The 16841-nt window shown below is 51.5% G+C and carries 12 protein-coding genes; 6 read left to right on the forward strand and 6 right to left on the reverse strand.

Features of this window, described 5'->3' with window-relative positions; all coding sequences use genetic code 11:
- Positions 1-3: 3 nt before the first annotated feature.
- Positions 4-2883: an ATP-binding protein gene (locus tag ACO0LF_RS06400; protein WP_423013055.1), complete on the reverse strand. Its 2880-nt coding sequence runs from the start codon at positions 2881-2883 to the stop codon at positions 4-6.
- Positions 2884-3046: 163 nt separating this feature from the next.
- Here ACO0LF_RS06400 and ACO0LF_RS06405 point away from each other — a divergent pair, with 163 nt between their 5' ends.
- From ACO0LF_RS06405 to ACO0LF_RS06415, 3 genes are all read left to right on the forward strand, one after another.
- On the forward strand, positions 3047-4597 hold the full coding sequence (locus tag ACO0LF_RS06405) for an AlkA N-terminal domain-containing protein (protein ID WP_423013057.1): 1551 nt from the start codon (positions 3047-3049) through the stop codon (positions 4595-4597).
- Between the two features lie 10 nt (positions 4598-4607).
- Positions 4608-5090 (forward strand): methylated-DNA--[protein]-cysteine S-methyltransferase, encoded by a 483-nt coding sequence (locus ACO0LF_RS06410; RefSeq protein WP_423013059.1) that lies wholly within the window; start codon positions 4608-4610, stop codon positions 5088-5090.
- A 223-nt stretch (positions 5091-5313) separates the two neighbouring features.
- The gene (locus ACO0LF_RS06415) at positions 5314-5877 is read left to right on the forward strand and encodes a phasin family protein (RefSeq protein ID WP_423013061.1); all 564 of its coding nucleotides are present in this window, start codon (positions 5314-5316) and stop codon (positions 5875-5877) included.
- A gap of 94 nt (positions 5878-5971) precedes the next feature.
- Here the strand turns inward: ACO0LF_RS06415 and ACO0LF_RS06420 are convergent, their stop codons facing one another.
- Entirely contained in the window at positions 5972-6364 is a 393-nt protein-coding gene (locus ACO0LF_RS06420; RefSeq protein ID WP_423013063.1) for a hypothetical protein, read from the reverse strand.
- Positions 6365-6903: 539 nt separating this feature from the next.
- On the opposite strand from ACO0LF_RS06420, the gene ACO0LF_RS06425 reads away from it, so the two are divergent.
- Positions 6904-8079, forward strand: coding sequence for an acetyl-CoA C-acetyltransferase (locus ACO0LF_RS06425; protein WP_422999968.1), 1176 nt, complete (start codon positions 6904-6906; stop codon positions 8077-8079).
- A 159-nt stretch (positions 8080-8238) separates the two neighbouring features.
- On the opposite strand, the gene ACO0LF_RS06430 is transcribed toward ACO0LF_RS06425, so the two are convergent.
- Positions 8239-8643 carry a hypothetical protein gene (locus ACO0LF_RS06430; RefSeq protein WP_423013065.1) on the reverse strand — a complete coding sequence of 135 codons (405 nt, stop codon included), beginning with the start codon at positions 8641-8643 and terminating at the stop codon, positions 8239-8241.
- Positions 8644-8860: 217 nt separating this feature from the next.
- Here ACO0LF_RS06430 and ACO0LF_RS06435 point away from each other — a divergent pair, with 217 nt between their 5' ends.
- Together ACO0LF_RS06435 and ACO0LF_RS06440 are read left to right on the forward strand one after the other, a co-directional pair.
- Positions 8861-10057, forward strand: a complete 1197-nt coding sequence (locus ACO0LF_RS06435) for a peptidylprolyl isomerase (protein WP_423013069.1) — start codon at positions 8861-8863, stop codon at positions 10055-10057.
- Between the two features lie 216 nt (positions 10058-10273).
- A complete protein-coding gene (locus ACO0LF_RS06440) occupies positions 10274-11746 on the forward strand; it encodes a serine hydrolase (RefSeq protein ID WP_423013071.1) in 1473 nt (490 codons plus the stop codon).
- Between the two features lie 101 nt (positions 11747-11847).
- Here the strand turns inward: ACO0LF_RS06440 and ACO0LF_RS06445 are convergent, their stop codons facing one another.
- The 3 genes from ACO0LF_RS06445 to ACO0LF_RS06455 all read right to left on the reverse strand — a co-directional run bounded on the left by ACO0LF_RS06445 (position 11848) and on the right by ACO0LF_RS06455 (position 16753).
- A complete protein-coding gene (locus ACO0LF_RS06445; RefSeq protein ID WP_423013073.1) occupies positions 11848-14259 on the reverse strand; it encodes a prolyl oligopeptidase family serine peptidase in 2412 nt (803 codons plus the stop codon).
- A 161-nt stretch (positions 14260-14420) separates the two neighbouring features.
- Positions 14421-15497: a HupE/UreJ family protein gene (locus ACO0LF_RS06450; protein ID WP_423013075.1), complete on the reverse strand. Its 1077-nt coding sequence runs from the start codon at positions 15495-15497 to the stop codon at positions 14421-14423.
- Positions 15498-15562: 65 nt separating this feature from the next.
- On the reverse strand, positions 15563-16753 hold the full coding sequence (locus ACO0LF_RS06455) for a hypothetical protein (RefSeq protein WP_423013077.1): 1191 nt from the start codon (positions 16751-16753) through the stop codon (positions 15563-15565).
- Positions 16754-16841 lie beyond the last annotated feature (88 nt).

The following is a 16841-nucleotide window of genomic DNA, read 5'->3' on the forward strand; positions in this document are numbered from 1 at the left end:
AACTCAGGGATTGAGTGGCAAGCTTAAACTAAAGCGCGTGCCCAGGCCGGGCGTGCTGTCGACCGTGATACTGCCCATCATGATGGTGGTCACCAGGTTATGCACAATGCTGAGTCCCAGGCCACTGCCACCCTGACCCAGCTTGGTGGTGAAGAAGGGATCGAAAATGCGCCTTAAATCCTGTTCCTCTATGCCCATGCCATTGTCAGAGAAAATCAGTTGTACCTGATTGTCCGGTGTTTTATAGGCGCGCAAGAGCATCTTGCCATTCTCGCGTTTGTCAAAGGCATGCAGCATGGCATTATTGATGAAATTGCTCAGGATTTGCCCATACGGCCCCGGGAAGCTGTTCAACTCTATATCATCAGGGATATCAATTTCCAGCGTATGGCCGCGCTTGTGTATCAGGTTGTGCAAGGTGCGTATGACTTCCAGTGAAGTCTTGCGCAAATTAAAGCTGCGGCGCTTCTGGCTGGTCTGGTCTACCGAGACTTGTTTGAAACTGCTGACCAGGTCGCTGGCACTCATGAGATTGCGCAACAATAAATCATTGGCATTATTGATACTTGCCGAAAATTGATTCAAGTCAGAGCGCTTCAAGCTGTTGTCCGCCAGCTTGCGCAGGAAGATGGCGGACTGTTCCTGCAAGGTGGTAGCTGTCAGTAGGCTATTTCCTATGGGGGTATTCAATTCATGGGCGATGCCAGCCACCAGCGAACCCAGGGCCGCCAGTTTTTCTTGTGAGATCAGGATTTGCTGGGCTTTTAATAACTGTTGATAAGTCTCGGCATTTTCCACGGCGATGGCGGTATACGCCGCCAGCATCATGGCGATATCCAGATGCATGCGCTGGAAAGCATTTTTCTGCGTACTCTGTATGGCAATGATGCCTATGGTGCGCCCTTTGATCACCAGGGGCACGTAAATATGCGAGACCGGGATGATCTTTTCCAGATCGGCAAAATAGGCACTGTCCACAGTCAGTTTATGCAAACCGGCTGCACTGATATAGCTATGGTATTCAGTATAGATGTCGCTGATGAAAATCGCCTGCTGGTGGGTGACACACCAGACTGACAGCAAGTCCCTGTCCTTGATATCGCGTATATACGGCAACATGCGATGGCCGCGCAAAATATTGCAGGGGAATTCTATGGTTTCCTGTTCTGGCCGGTAAATGCCAACTGCAAATACCTCAGCCCCCATCAAGTCATGCACATGGCGGTAGACAATTTCCATGATGGTATCGCGGTCCAGGCTGGAAGTGATTTCCCTGCCTATTTCGCTGAGCTGGTAAATATGCTGGTGCGCCTGTTGTAATTGCTCAGTCTGTAATTGCAGGCTGGCGGTGCGTTCTTGTACCCTGGCTTCGAGCTGCTTCTGGGTTTGTGCATGCTCGGCATGGCTGAGTACTTGTTGTATCAGATTCGCCAGATGGCGGCCAAACAAGACATCTTCGCGCGACCAGTGCCTGATACTGCTGGTCTGGGCCAGGCATAGCAAGCCCATGCTCTTGCCATGCAGACGCAGGGGGATTTCCAGTACCGAATGCAGTTGCGGCTGACCGAGCAAGGCCTGCATCTCGCCAGCCACTACATGCAGCCGCATATCATGGGCCACCAGCGGTACTTCATCTTGCTGCAATATGTGCATCAGCAGCGGCAAGTTCTGGCAAGGCATTTCTGCCTTGACCCTGGCGCAGGCGACACCCGCTTTGGCATGGCAATGCAAGCCTACGCCATTGCCATCAAACAGGTGGATACTCACCAGCTCGGCATGCAGGATGCTGAGCGCAGTATCGCTGATGAGTTGCAGTATTTCCGCTGGCTGGCCTTCTTCGAGCAAACGGTTGGACGAGAGTTCCAGCAGGATTTCTACTGGCGACTTGCGTGATAAATCATAGGCGCGCAATTCACGGAACTTGTCCACCGTACCCAGTTCGCTCAGCTCGCTGGCGGTTTGCTGATGCAGGCGGGCAAAGTGCAGGGCAGCTTGCCAGTTTTCCTGCTGCTCATGCAATTCGGACAGCGCTGCCAGGCTGCGCACTTTCTGGCTGCGTGAACCAATTTTTTCTGCATAGCTCAGGGCAGTGGCATAGGCCGCCAGGGCTTCTTCCACTTGTCCTGCCGCACGCAAGATGTCAGCCAGCGAATCCAGGGTTGCTGCTTCCAGCCAGACATAGTCGCAGGCATGGGCCAGTTGCAAAGCTGTTCGTATATGCGCTTCGGCTATCGCCAGCTGTGCGCGACGGCTGGCAACCAGACCCAGATACCAATAGGTTTCTGCCAGGTATTCATGGATGGCATGTTCTTCGGCCAGCGCTTTTGCCTTCAGAAAGCAGTCTGCTGCCGCCTGCAATTCATCGGTATTGAGTTCATTGACACCCAGATTGATGATTTGCTTGCACAGCAAATAAGGTTCATTCAATTGTTCCAGCAAGATGCCAGCATCGGTATGAAAACGGGCGGCAGTCTTGCGGTCGCCTAGGGCATCGTAAATCTGTCCCAGCCCTATATGCGCTTCTACCAGGGTGACCTGGTCGCGGTTGAACTTGCTGAGATCGACACAACGGGTCCAATACAGGATGGCATCACGGTAAGCACCTTCGGTATAGCTGATGCGGCCCAGCGCCAGCAACATTAGCCCCGCCGGGCGTGTCAATTGCTGTTGTTCAGCAATTTGCAAGCCTTGCTCCAGTTCATGGTGCATGGACTGCGCTTGCCCCAGTCTTTCCAGTATCAGGTAGCGCTGATAACAGGCATCAAGCTGCAAGCCGGTTTGCCCGGCAGCTTGAGCCTGCAAGCTCAATTGGCTGAGTAAACAAGTCGCCAGCCGCGGATGCCTGCGCGCGGTCTTGACGATACGATGCAAATTGCGATTCAAATTCAGCGCCTGGCGCATGATTCCCGATTTGTTTGTCCGAAAATGGCTAGAAGAGTGACCAGCACTCGCGTATAAAGTTTCCTGAAGATAGTAATGCAGATTGTATATTGGGTACATGACTTTAACTATTTCAGAATTGATTACGCGAAAGAAAGTGGCGGCTATGGAACAGCAGATACGGACTACACCTGGCAAGCAACAGGCAATAGCGCAGCCGGATGCGACCAGCCTGATGCTGACAGAAGCCAGCGATGGCTTGACGCAAAAGCAATGTTATTACCGTGCCCTGGCCGCCAAGGATAGCCGTTTCGATGGCGTGTTTTTTACCGGCGTGAAAACCACAGGGGTGTATTGTCGCCCGGTGTGTGGCGTCAAGACGCCGCGCGAATCATCTTGTGAATTTTTCGGCAGTGCTGCGGCGGCAGAGGCGGCCGGTTTTCGCCCCTGTTTGCGGTGTCGGCCCGAACTGGCTCCCTATGCGATACAGCAAAACCTGGCGCATGCCATCTGGCAAAAAATTGCTGACGGTGCCTTGAATGAAACAGATATAGAAAGTTTTTCTGAGCAGGTGGGACTGTCATCGCGCCAGTTGCGCCGCGTCATGTTGCAGGAGTTTGGGGTGACACCAGTAGAACTGGCCCAAACCCAGCGTTTATTGTTTGCCAAAAAACTCTTGCAGGAAACCCAGCTGGGCATGGCCGAGATTGCTTTTGCCGCCGGTTTTGGCAGTGTCAGGCGTTTTAATGCCTTGTTCTCAGAACGCTATCAATTGGCTCCGGGGTCGATACGCCGTGCAGCAGATAGCCCAGGCGAGGGCGTCAGCCTGAAATTGGCTTACCGCCCACCCTATGCCTGGGACGCAGTGATTACTTACCTTGCTGGCCGTGCCATGCCCGGCCTGGAAGCCGTCATCGATGAAAAAGGCGGCAAGGCCTATGTGCGCAGTGTGCACATGGATGGCCTGGACGGTTGGCTCAAAGTCGCCCATCTGCCAGCCAAACAGCAACTCAGTCTGCAAGTCTCGCCCACTCTGGCACCGGTACTCATGCCACTGATGGCCAGGGTCAGGCAACAATTTGACCTGGAAGCCAATCCCGCGATCATACAAAGTCATTTGCAAAGCCATGCCTTGCTGGCCGGGCAAATCCTGCGCACGCCCGGTATGCGCGTGCCCGGTGCTTTTGATAGTTTCGAACTGGCTATCCGCGCCGTGCTGGGCCAGCAAGTCAGTGTGGCTGGTGCCACCACGGTGGCGGGGCGTCTGGTGACGCGTTTTGGTCAGCCAGTGCTTACCCCGTTTGCGGCTGTCACCCATCATTTTCCCAGCCCGCAAACCATCGTTGGTTTATCGATCGATGAACTGGCAGGCATAGGCATACCCGGTGCACGCGCTGCCACACTACAGAATATTGCCCAGTTCGCGCTGGATGGTGGCTTGCAAAGGCAGTTGGCCGCCAGTTCAGATGAGATGGTGAGCAGACTGAAAACCGTCAAGGGCATAGGTGAGTGGACGGCGCAATACATCGCCATGCGCGCCCTGCGTTTCTCGGATGCTTTTCCGGCGGGCGACCTGGGTTTGCAAAAGGCCGCCGCCTTACTGGCTACCCCAGTCAGCGAGCGCCTGACTGAAAAACAATTATTGAATATCGCCCAGCCCTGGGCTCCGTGGCGGGCTTATGCAGCTCTATTGTTATGGCAATCACTGAAAGATTAAAGGAAATATCATGAAATACATTAATTGCAGCAGCCCGGTAGGGAATTTACTATTAGCCGCCAGTGAACAGGGGCTCAGCGGCGTGTACTTTGAAAACCACAAACACTTCAAAGGCAGCGCAGGCTGGCAAGAGGATGAGTCTGAGCCCATCCTGATACAGGCACGCCAGCAATTGCAGGAATATTTTGCCGGGCAGCGCCAGGATTTTGACTTGCCCCTGGATTTATCGGCAGGTACAGATTTCCAGCAAGAAGTATGGTCAGCCTTGCGCCGCATCCCCTTTGCCCAGACCAGCAGCTATCTGGCGCTGGCGCAGGGCATAGCCAGGCCCAGGGCAGTACGTGCAGTGGGCGCGGCAAACGGGCGCAATCCTCTATCCATCATTATTCCCTGCCACAGGGTAATCGCCAGCAATGGTGCGCTGACGGGTTATGCCGGTGGTTTGCAGAATAAGGAAGCCCTCTTGATGCTGGAGAGAAAATTTTCTAAATAGCAATTTGTGTATGCTTAAATAGTCAGCAGAACTGGCAATTCCAGGAAAAGCAGTTAGATATCTGAAAATATCATTTACTTAATTTTGGTGCGATGCACAAAAAGTGCTTGACGTTTTAAATTCTGCGTGTAGAATCGTATTTGTTGCGGTGCACCATTCAAGAATTCCTGGAAAGCGCTGCCGATTACCTAAAGCCACTTAATTCCATCTACCGGAGAATGCCATGACTACCAATACACCAGAACAATTTATCGCTACGACTAAAGCTAACCTGGAAGCGCAATTTGCTTCCCTGACTTCCCTGAACAAAAAAGCATTTGAAGGCCTGGAGCAATTGTTTGCCCTGAACGTCAATGCTGCCAAGGCAAGTTTCGAAGAAGGTACTGCTGCAGCCAAACAACTGTTAAGCGCCAAAGACCCACAAGAATTTTTCACTTTGTCTGCAGCACAAGCTCAGCCAAACGCAGAAAAAGCCCTGGCTTATGGCCGTCACCTGGCAACGATCACAACAGCAACTCAGCAAGAATTCACTAAAGCTGTTGAAGCGCATATCGCTGAAACAAACACTAAAGTGATTTCCCTGATCGACGAAGTAACAAAAAATGCACCGGCTGGTTCCGAACAAGCTGTTACAGCCTTGAAATCTGTCGTTGGCAACATCAACGCAGGTTACGAGCAACTGTCCAAAACAACCAAGCAAGCTGTGCAAACACTGGAAGAAAACCTGAACAAGGCTACTCAACAGTTCACACAAGCGGCTGAAAAAGCAACTGCTAAAAAGAAATAATTTAGCAATTGTAGATTCAGACTCACTGCGGTGAGTTGCAGTAAAAAAATCCCCTGATGCTCGCATGAGGGGATTTTTTCATTTTCAGACAAAATCAAGTCTGTGCCGATGACGCTGGTGCCTTACCCAGCAAGTAAATCGAATACAGCAGCACACAACTGCCGTCGAAAAAAGCGGCAATATGCAGACCCTGCAAGGCTGGCTCAGTCCAGTTGATGGCCAGCATGAAGACCAGGCCCAGTTTTTCCACTGCTGCTGCCAGTAAAATTGCTCTCCTCGCCTGCACTTGTTTGACCGCATAGATAATCAACGCGCCAACCACAAAAGCCATCAAACCCCAGTGCCGCGCAAAGAACAGGCCGGTGACATCGCCTACCTGCATGCCCGATGCCTGCAGAAACAGGGTGGGCGCAATAAACTGCAAGCCCGCCAGCATGGTGACGGTGCCACTGACGTACAGGATTTTACTGATGATTTTTTCTTGCATGGTCTTCCTCCAGCTTGTTAGCTTTTTCTTTGTTGATATAAAAATGCAGGCCCTGGTAATTCCCTGCCAAGATCAGCACCTGCTTCGGCAGTGATCAGTGTATTCAATCTTTGATTCAAGTCCAGCAACAAAAATCCAGCAGCAAATCTTTGTCTTGCTCAGGGCTGGCTGCCGGTCTATCTGACCCAGCCTCTCTCCCATGGCGGCAAGGGTATTGGCTAAGCTTGCCAAGCATGTGTAAAGCATGACAGCCATGTTACATGCCAAAACACCATCTTTTTTTGAGCACTCTGGACTCAAGCCATCGCCAGCAGTGGTAAGCTAGAGGATGTATCCTAAGAACCTGTTTACGATCTGTAGCGAGCGAGCGTCAGCGGGGTGAAGAGTAGCGCAAAAAGCGGAATGTACTTAAGTACATGAGCATTTTGAGCAACGCATGAGCCCCGATCACGCTTGCGCAGTAAGATCGTAAACAGGTTCTAAAGCAGCAAACATTTGACCATCTCACCCCCCCCAGGGGTAAAACCAGGAGAATTCACATGCAAGACGTGGTAATCGTAGCTGCAGGTCGTACTGCAGTAGGCAAATTTGGTGGCTCTTTGGCAAAAACGGCTGCTTCCGATCTGGGCGCGCATGTCATCAAGGCCTTGCTGGCGAAAGCCGGCCTCAGTGGCGATCTGATCAATGAAGTCATACTCGGCCAAGTCCTGACTGCAGGTGTGGGCCAGAATGCGGCGCGCCAGGCTGTCATCAAAGCTGGTTTGCCAGACATGGTGCCAGCTTTCACCATCAACAAGGTATGCGGTAGCGGCCTGAAAGCCACCCATCTGGCGGCGCAAGCCATCAAGGCCGGTGATGCTGACATCATCATCGCCGGTGGCCAGGAAAACATGAGCGCCTCCCCGCACGTATTGAACGGTTCTCGCGATGGTTTTCGCATGGGCGATGCCAAACTGGTCGATACCATGATCGTTGATGGTCTGTGGGATGTCTACAACCAATACCATATGGGTATCACGGCAGAAAACGTCGCCAAGAAATATGGCGTGACCCGTGAAGAACAAGACTTGTTTGCTCTGGCTTCCCAAAACAAGGCAGAAGCCGCGCAAAAAGCAGGCAAGTTCAAGGATGAAATCATTCCTTTTGAACTGGTCAGCAAAAAAGGCACGACAGTGTTTGACAGCGATGAATTCATCAAGCACGGCACCACGCTGGAATCATTGGCGGCACTGCGCCCTGCCTTTGACAAGAATGGTACTGTGACTGCCGGTAATGCCTCTGGCCTCAATGACGGTGCTGCTGCCGTCATCATGATGTCCGCCAAGAAAGCCGATGAGCTGGGTTTGCCAGTGCTGGCCCGCATCAAGGCTTATTCTTCTGCCGGTATTGATCCTACCATCATGGGCATGGGCCCGGTACCTGCCGCTCAACTCTGTCTGAAAAAAGCTGGCTGGAGCCATCAAGACCTGGACCTGATGGAAATCAATGAAGCCTTTGCCGCCCAGGCAATCGGCGTCAACAAGGAAATGGGCTGGGACACCAGCAAGATCAATGTCAATGGTGGCGCAATTGCGATAGGTCACCCTATCGGTGCATCCGGTGCCCGTATCCTGGTCAGCCTGATTCATGAAATGATACGTCGCGATGCCAAAAAAGGCCTGGCGAGTTTGTGCATAGGCGGCGGCATGGGTGTGGCGCTGGCGATAGAGCGTTGATTTTTTCTTGCTAATGGATGCCTGAATCAGCAAAAGATACAGACATGTTCATCAAGGCCCCTCGGTTATCTTGACGAGGGGCTTTGTTTTTGTGGTGGTATAAGGTATGCATGGCGCATGCTTTATCCATGTGCCATTCTGAGCAGTGTTGAATTCCAGTTATTTGCCAGCGTCCTCGGCTGCACAACGAAATTCTTTACCGTCAATCATCATGGCAATGGCAGCCATCCCAGGTTTTTGAGCAGGCAGTTTGCTGTTATCGCCTTCGAACTGTATTTCTGCACGATGCAACTTTTGCCCACAAGCAGTCACCGCCTTGATTTCCAGCAAATCTACTTTGCCAGCTCCCGCCGCACTTAAGCTTTTTATAAAATCCGCGACTGCCGTATTCGATGCCGCATATGACACAACTTTTGCTCCACTGGCAGTGGCTGTCACATTGGCCAGCGACAGACTGCTGGGCTTGGCTGCTTGCAGATTTTCTGCAGTGATAACGTAGGTTTGGGCGGCAAAGCTGCTGGCTGCGAGCAGTGCGCAGGCCAGGAAATAGATTCTAGGGTTCATGATTATCCAGTACGAATGAAAAAATGCATGCCGACATGTTCAATTTTTGATCCGGCATTCAACGCTGAAATATACCTTGATGAAATATAGAAATTAAATTGTGTGTGCATAAATCGGGCCTATTTTTGAGGTGTTAATTTGATCATTTCATATTGAGCAATGTGGGAACAAGTTGCAAACCCAAGTAAAATGCGGCCTTTACTAAAAAGGTCGCGTGATGAAAAAACTAATTTGCTTGAGTATGCTGGGCATGCTGTTGACAGCATGTGGTGGTGGCGGCGGTTCAGCGCCAGCCAGTCCTGTTGTTGTCAATGATCCTGGTCTGAGCTTTAGCCCGGAATCCTTGAATGTCGCCGTCATCGAGGGACAAAACAAATCGGCGGTCATCAGAGCCAGCGCCAACAAGGTTTTTTCAGGAACGGTGAATGTCGGCATCATAGACACGAAAGGCGTGACTACCGGCACTGTCAATATGACCGCGGTTTCCACTTCTGCCTACGATGTTACTTTGCAGGTTTCCGGGAAGTTGCCGATAGGGGTCTATGACGGTGTTCTGGAAGTGCGCTTGTGCCAGGACAACCCTACCGTATGCAGCCAACCGCAACCAGGTTCACCCTGGAAATTGCCCTACCATATAGAAGTCAAAGCCCTGGCCAGCATCAGCAAGGTGAGCATGGATCAGTTGGTATACAGAAAAGTTTCCAAGATTACTGTCACTGGTGAAAACCTGGGCTCAGCCAGCGTCAAGATGCCGTTTTGCCTGAGTTTGATAGAGGCGGGCAATGGCTCATCTACCCAAAGGAATTTTTCTTGCAAGATCATCGGTGTGGGCAGTTCTGAATTGACGGTACTCTCTGACAAGGGCAGCAAGCTGTATTCCATGCCCACGGTGGTCAACCTGGCTAATCCACCGCAAGTGACGATGAAGACCAATCTGGGTGACATGGTGGTGGAATTAAATCCTGCCAAAGCACCCATTACAGTGGATAACTTCCTCACCTATACAGAGAATGGCTTTTATACGAACAAGATATTCCATCGCGTCATCAGTAATTTTGTGATCCAGGGTGGCGGCTATGACGCTGATCTGAAGCAAGCGGCGACGCTGCTGCCGATCAAGCTGGAATCGCCCAATGACTTGAGCAATTTGCGTGGGACCATTGCCATGGCTCGCACCAATGTGCCAGATAGCGCCACTTCGCAATTCTTTATCAATGTCGTCGACAATCCTGCACTCGATTCTTGCAGTCAGTTTTCTTGCGCCACGACACAAGGCTATGCCGTATTTGGCAAACTCGTCAGTGGGCTCGATATCATGGACAAGATACGTCAGGTGCCAACCAGGCAGGTTCAGGACATGAGTGATGTGCCGGTCAATTCTGTCATTATTTATTCGGCGATACAGACGCAGTAATGCCCAGAGTTTGAACATGGAAAAGGGGGCTGTGCAGGCTCCCTTTTTTTATGCTTTTGCATTTATTCTGAACTTTAATTTGTATTGCTCTCTAAGCTAGAATATTGCAAGTATTATATTGCAATTATTGTATCTACTTAGAGTGCAGCTGGCACTTGCTTTGTTATTCCCTGCGAAGCCCATGATGTACATCATTCCGAACAGAGTCCACTCACAATGAAAAAAATCTTTGCCCCTTTTGCTTGTCTGTCCTTATTGTGTTTGACCATGCAGGCAATGGCCGAAGATGCTGCCACGGTGGATGCACTCAATGTACGCATAAGCCGCATAGAAAATGGCTTGTTACCGCAAACCGTCATCAAGGGGCGGCCTCTGCAGCCCATGCGCCTGGCAGAGCGCATGGCGGCACTCAAGGTCCCAGGGCTGAGTATCGCCATCATTAATCAGGGCAAGCTGGAATGGGCGCGTGGCTATGGCTATGCCGATGCGCTCAGCAAGCAGCCTGTCACTGTTGAAACCAGATTCCAGGCTGCCTCCATCAGTAAGCCGGTGACAGCCATGGCGGCACTGGCCCTGGTCGAGCGCGGTAGCTTGAATCTGGATGGCGATGTCAACCAGCAATTGCAGTCATGGAAACTGCCTGGCAATGCTTTTACAGACAAACAAGTCGTCAGCCTGCGTGGTTTGTTAAACCATACGGCTGGTATCAATGTGCATGGCTTTCAAGGTTATGCTGCCAGTCAGGATGTGCCGTCCTTGATTGATGTGCTGGAAGGTAAAAAGCCAGCCAATTCCACCGCAGTCAGAGTCACTGCCTTGCCCGATAGTGTCTGGAGTTATTCAGGTGGTGGCTATTCCATAGCACAGCTGCTGATGACGGATGCCAGCCATGAAAGCTTTCCTGCCCTGATGAAAAAAAACGTGCTGGACAAACTGGGCATGGATCATAGCAGCTTTGAATTGCCAGAAAACTGGCAGTCTATGGCAGCCTCGGGCCATCTTGCCAATGGCATGCCTGTACCTGGTAAATGGCATCGCTATCCGGAAATGGCAGCTGCATCCCTGTGGACTACCCCATCGGATCTGGCACTTTTTGCGATTGAGATACAGCAGAGCAGCCTGGCTAAATCAAACAAAGTCTTGTCGCCAGAAATGACCAGGCAAATGCTGACACCCAGCAAGTTAAAAGACTATGGCCTGGGTGTGTTCCTGAGCCCGGCCACCGACAAGCATGCGGGTTTTGGTCACAGCGGTAGTAACGAAGGTTATCGCACCATGCTGACAACTTTCACCAGTACTGGCCAGGGCGCAGCACTGATGACCAATAGCGAGAATGGTAGTGAACTGATACAGGAAGTTTTGCGTGCCATTTCGATGGAATACGGCTGGACTGACTACAAGGTAGTGGAAAAAATTGCCAGGGCTGGTGATGCCAGTGAATACAAGAGTTTGGCCGGTGAATATGCGCTAGCTGGCTATCCTGTCATCATCACTGCCGAAGCTGATCGCCTGTACGTCAAGGCTGCTCCCTTTGGCGGCGACCGGCAAGAGCTTTTTTCTGCTCTTGATGGCAGCTACTTCATGCTCAATAACATGGCCTCACTACGTTTCGAAAAAGATGCGAATGGCGACGTGAGTGCGCTGGTCGTCGAGAGAGGCGGCAAGTCCATCGGTAAAAAGATCAAATAACAGGACAGTTAAACGACATTGCTGGCGTGTTTTCAGTGAAGTGAATAAAAAAATCCCAGGCTGGTCAGCCTGGGATTTTTTGCTTATGACAGTTTCACTATTTATTTTTTCAGGCATTTCTCCAGAAACTGATCCTGTTCCCACAACAAATGCATGATGCTTTCTTTGGCAGCATAACCATGGCTTTCCTTGGGCAGTATCACCATGCGTACTGGTGCGCCCAGGCCTTTCAAAGCCTGGAAATAACGCTCGGTTTGCAGGGTGAAGGTGCCGGGATTATTATCGGCTTCACCATGTACCAGCAAGAGTGGTGTCTTCATTTTGTCGGCACTCATGAAAGGCGACATCTTGTTATAGACCTCAGGGCTTTCCCAGTAATTGCGCTGTTCAGTCTGGAAACCGAAAGGTGTCAGCGTGCGGTTGTAAGCGCCGCTGCGTGCGATCCCACAGGCAAATAACTTGCTGTGTGTCAGCAGGTTCGCAGTCATGAAAGCGCCATAGGAATGGCCACCTACGGCGACACGCTTGCGGTCCACATAACCCAGGGCATCGACTGCATCGATCGCCGCTTCGGCATTGTCGACCAGTTGCGGGATGAAATTATCATTCGGCTCAGTCTTGCCTTCACCAATGATGGGGAAGGCAGCATCATCCAGCACCGCATAGCCACGCGTCACCCAGTAAATGAAAGACGCATAGCTGGGGAAGGTAAACTGGTTAGGATTATGCGTGCTTTGACCGGCAGAATTTTTATCCTTGTATTCCGCTGGATAAGCCCAGATCAGCAAAGGCAGTTTCTCTTTCTTCTCTTTGTCGTAGGCGGCAGGCAAATACAGCGTGCCTGACAGTTCCACACCATCCTTGCGCTTGTATTTGATGACTTCTTTCGAGACATCCTTCAAGGCCATGAAGGGGTTCTTGAATTGCGTCACAGGTGTCAGCTGGCTGCCGCCCTTGATATTGCGGAAGTAGTAGTTCGGATATTCACTCTTCGATTGTATCTGTACCAGCACATCACCTTTTTTAACATCTTCAATGGAAACGATGTTTTCTATTTTGTCCGTATAGGTAGATTGATACAGGCGATTCTTTTTCAGACTGCTGATATCCAATTCATCAATGAAGGGGAACTGGCCATTTTTAGTGTGCCCTGCGCCCAGCAGATAAGCCTTGTTATCTTCTACCGCTAAAACACGTCGATGATATTGATTGTATTTGGTTTCAAAGCGACCAGGATCGGCATACACATCCTGCATATTGCGTTCTGAAATCAGGCGTGGCGCCTCGGCCGGATTGGATGGGTTAAAGAAATGGACTTTGACATTGCGGGTGTCATACCAGGCATCGGTAACCACGGCCAGATTGTCACTGCCCCAGGTAATGCTGACATAGCGCTGGCTGGTTTTTACCAGTGATACCGGCGCTTTGTCAAAAGGTGCATCCCAGGAAAATACTTCATCGCGGAAATCGACTTTATTGGCCGGGTCACCGCCATCCAGCGCTTCTACATAACTCAGGCTGGCTGCCTTGTCGGCACGCCAGAACACATAGCGCTTGCCAGTGGGGACGGCACTAAAGCCTTTCGGCATCACTTCATGCAGAGGTGTTTCACTGACTATCTTGATCTGTTTGCCAGCAGTATCCGTGACTACTATTTTTTCCGGAAAACGCTCCAGCGGGACGATGTAAGAGAAAGGTTTTTGCAAGGAGTTTAATTGCAGATACTTGCCATCCGGCGAAAAGTGGATGTCATCATACATTTCTGCTTTTCTGAAAAAACTGCTCTTGCCATTCAAGCTCACTTTATGCAGTTCTGAGGTCGTCAGGTTTTCAAAATTGCTTTCATCATTTTTATTTTTCAGCAAATCGGCATAGGTACGATTTTGTGAAGTGGCACCTGTAGAAGTCGAGACGATGGGACCGCTGGGCAAATTCTTGCTGGCATCCAGCAGTGGCTGGCGATTCTTGGGCAAGACCTTGATGAGCAGGTTTTCACTATCCCTGTACCAGTCAAACGGCGTGTCGAGGTTGGCATTCAGATTGGCTTCTGTCAGTTTTTTTGCCGTGGCTGTCTCGACATCGATGACCCACAATTCCACCCCATTGGCTGCGGTATGGGTAAAGGCGATTTTCTTTTCATTCGGTGACCAGCTGACATAGGCGATCAGCGGGTTTTCAGGCAGGCCCTTGACTTGCACTTCTTCCCTGGCATCGACTTTGCGTAATTTCAGGTTATTGATATAGGTCAGGGTGCTGGAAATATTCGTGACGGGATTGATGCGCAAACCGGCCAGACGCATTTCAGTCTGGCTCAGCTCGCTCAGTGTCTTATAGGTATTGCGATAGCTTAACAACAGGGTCTTTTTATGACTATCCATACTGACCGCAGGGGCACGCTGGAAGTCAGCCAGCTCCAGTATCGATTGCGGCGGCTTTTGATAATTGAGATTTTCCTGTGCACCGGCATTGGCACCCAGAGCTGCCAGCAAAAGCAGACCCAGTTTGTTTTTCATGCATATCCTTTATTGATCGTGTAGTTTTATATGATGCGACTGCCAGCAAGGCATCCATGACTTTGTCCAGCCTGGATGGCAGCAGCGCTTCATTCTAGCATTGCCATGCAAGGCAAAACCCAGTTTTATTTCACATAAGGATAGTCAATATAAAGCGTTTTCTAGGAAATCAGTTTCAGATTGAAAGCCCGTTCCATGAACCAGATCAGGGCGATGAGTATGATCAGCCCGGAGCCCGCCTGCAAGATGAGGCGCTGGTATAGCCATTGACGGCGCAGCAAAAAAGCCAGTGGCAGGAATACCGCGACGATGGCGAGCTGCCCGGTTTCCACTCCCAGGTTGAAGCCTACCAGGGCCAGCAATAATGCCGATTGCGGCAAGCCCAGATCAGCCAGGACGCTGGCAAAGCCGAAACCATGGATGAGACCAAAAGCAAAGGCCACCAGCCAGCGCCTGCCTTGAAATAGCGGGAACAGGTTATTCAATGCGGCCAGTACCACCGAGGCGGCAATTGCCGACTCCACCAGGCGCGAGGGCAGGGCCAGCATCCCCAGCGCTGCCAGACTAAGAGTGATGGAGTGGGCGAGGGTGAAGGCCGTGACGATCTTCAGGACATCGACAAAGGCTGCTTTAAAACCTGGGGCCGCCTGCCATTTACCCGCCTGCAAGACCAGGACGGCGGGTAATAACAAAGAGAGTAAAAACAGTATATGGTCGAAGCCTATCCAGATATGCCAGATACCATGGACGATGTAATCGCTGAACTGCCGCCACCTGCTGACTTCTGCCAGCACGAATTGCTGGCTGGCCAGCTCAGGGCTGAAGATGGCAGTGGCGGTCACACCGTTCTTGTTGACCAGGCGTAGCAAGCCCTTGTGCTGGCTATCGAGATCAAAAAATAATTGATACTGCACCTCGATTTTTTCGACTTCGCAAGTGCTGTCGAACATCAAGACGGTATAGGCCCCATCACTGTGCTGGTCTATCAATTGTTGCCCGACCTTCAGCGGGCATTGCTGGTCGCCAGCTGTTATTTTCAGCCTCGCCAGGGCATAGGCGGCGATTTCGGCATGCTTGCTGCGTACCTCATCCCAGGTTAGCTCACCATTGCCATCTGCATCCAGGCCGATGGCGAAATCGAGGTCGCGCAAGGCGATATCCCATTGACCATGTATGCCGCTTTGATCTGCCCGCAAGATCAGGTAACTATCGCTGGGTTTATGGGCATGCGCTGGCATACTGCACAGGCTCAATAGCGCAAGTAAAATGAAACAGCATCTGTTAAAAAAATGCGGGACTAGATTCATGATCTGCCTCCCAGTCTGGTATTTAACTTGGCGATCACAGCTTGCAATGTTTTATCTTCCAGTTTGTTTTGTTGTAACCATGCCAGTGCCGGTATGGCAGCTTGCGGGTCTTGTGCGGCAGCGGCTTCCAGCAAGATGCGCAAATCTGCAGTTTCTTTTTGTATGGCCCAATTCAGTTGCGCCAGTTTCAGGGCGATTGCCGGGCGGTTTTTTAATTGCAATTCATAGCGGGCCTGCTCACGCTGGTGCACGGTATCACCGCGCAGCATGGCTGCCTCAAAGCGTTGATCCAGCAACATGATCTGGCTGGCAGCTGCCGCAGATTTTTGTGCTTGCAGGGCAAGGGCATAACGCAAGAGCAAGGCATCATTCCTGGTCTTGCTCTTGAGCAGGGTGATGACTTCGCCAGGTCTTTGCTGATCCAGTAAAAAATCGGCATATGAGCCCAGCAAGTAGCTGTCAGGGCTAGCCAGCGTCAGTGCCTGTTGGTACCAGTTTTCTGCAGCCTTGCTGTTGCCCAGCCTGGCTGCCATTTCAGCCAGCAGGGTGCTGCCCCAGATTTTTGTGCCAGCATCGCTATCCGCATATTTGGTATAGGCGGAGCTCAAGGCTGCATAGCTGCTGGCGGCATCGCCATTCAGGCTGCCGATATTGTGCAGGCAAGTCAGGGTAATCAGCTCTGGTGCGAGAGGGTAGAGGCGCATGCAACTGGCCCTGGCCTGGGCAAACTCCCCTTGTACCTGCAAGACTGTGGCACGGGTCAGCCAGGCCTGGGCATTGTCTCTGTCCTGCTTCAAGACGCTGTTCAGATCAAGCAAAGCTTGCGGGAACTGGTGGGTGCTTTGCAGTATGGTGGCGCGTAGCACCAGCACGGATACTGGCGGATTAGTCAGGCTCCACCACGGTTTCAGCACTGCCTGGGCATAACCCAGGTAACGTGGGTCACCATCATTGCGGGATGCATGGATATAGGCCATTGCCAGTTCACTGGCAATGGCCGGGTCGTCCGGTTTTTCGGCCAGGCGTTTGCGCAATAGTGCGAATTCTCGTTGCAGCGGATCTGTGCGTGCGGGTAATTGCTCCAGCACCTGCTTGCCATTGGTGGGGATGAACGGTGCTGCCTGCACGGCAGTCATCAGCAAGCCGGGCAGTATCAACAAGGCAGAGAGCAGGCGTGGCAGGTGCATGATATGGATGTCAGGTAGTGCAAGTCACTGAGTTGCTCAAGTCCAGGCCAGGTAAATACCGGCCTGGTCTTGAGCACCGCGGATACTA

The sequence above is a fragment of the Undibacterium sp. Di27W genome (genome assembly GCF_049340345.1).
GTDB lineage: Bacteria > Pseudomonadota > Gammaproteobacteria > Burkholderiales > Burkholderiaceae_D > Undibacterium.

Bases quoted from the DNA above. Each gene is read 5' to 3' on its own strand.
- ACO0LF_RS06405 (WP_423013057.1), top strand. From the start codon at position 3,047: ATGGAACAGCAGATACGGACTACACCTGGCAAGCAACAGGCAATAGCG.
- ACO0LF_RS06410 (WP_423013059.1), top strand. From the start codon at position 4,608: ATGAAATACATTAATTGCAGCAGCCCGGTAGGGAATTTACTATTAGCC.
- ACO0LF_RS06415 (WP_423013061.1), top strand. From the start codon at position 5,314: ATGACTACCAATACACCAGAACAATTTATCGCTACGACTAAAGCTAAC.
- ACO0LF_RS06420 (WP_423013063.1), bottom strand. From the start codon at position 6,364: ATGCAAGAAAAAATCATCAGTAAAATCCTGTACGTCAGTGGCACCGTC.
- ACO0LF_RS06425 (WP_422999968.1), top strand. From the start codon at position 6,904: ATGCAAGACGTGGTAATCGTAGCTGCAGGTCGTACTGCAGTAGGCAAA.
- ACO0LF_RS06430 (WP_423013065.1), bottom strand. From the start codon at position 8,643: ATGAACCCTAGAATCTATTTCCTGGCCTGCGCACTGCTCGCAGCCAGC.
- ACO0LF_RS06435 (WP_423013069.1), top strand. From the start codon at position 8,861: ATGAAAAAACTAATTTGCTTGAGTATGCTGGGCATGCTGTTGACAGCA.
- ACO0LF_RS06440 (WP_423013071.1), top strand. From the start codon at position 10,274: ATGAAAAAAATCTTTGCCCCTTTTGCTTGTCTGTCCTTATTGTGTTTG.
- ACO0LF_RS06445 (WP_423013073.1), bottom strand. From the start codon at position 14,259: ATGAAAAACAAACTGGGTCTGCTTTTGCTGGCAGCTCTGGGTGCCAAT.
- ACO0LF_RS06450 (WP_423013075.1), bottom strand. From the start codon at position 15,497: ATGCCAGCGCATGCCCATAAACCCAGCGATAGTTACCTGATCTTGCGG.
- ACO0LF_RS06455 (WP_423013077.1), bottom strand. From the start codon at position 16,753: ATGCACCTGCCACGCCTGCTCTCTGCCTTGTTGATACTGCCCGGCTTG.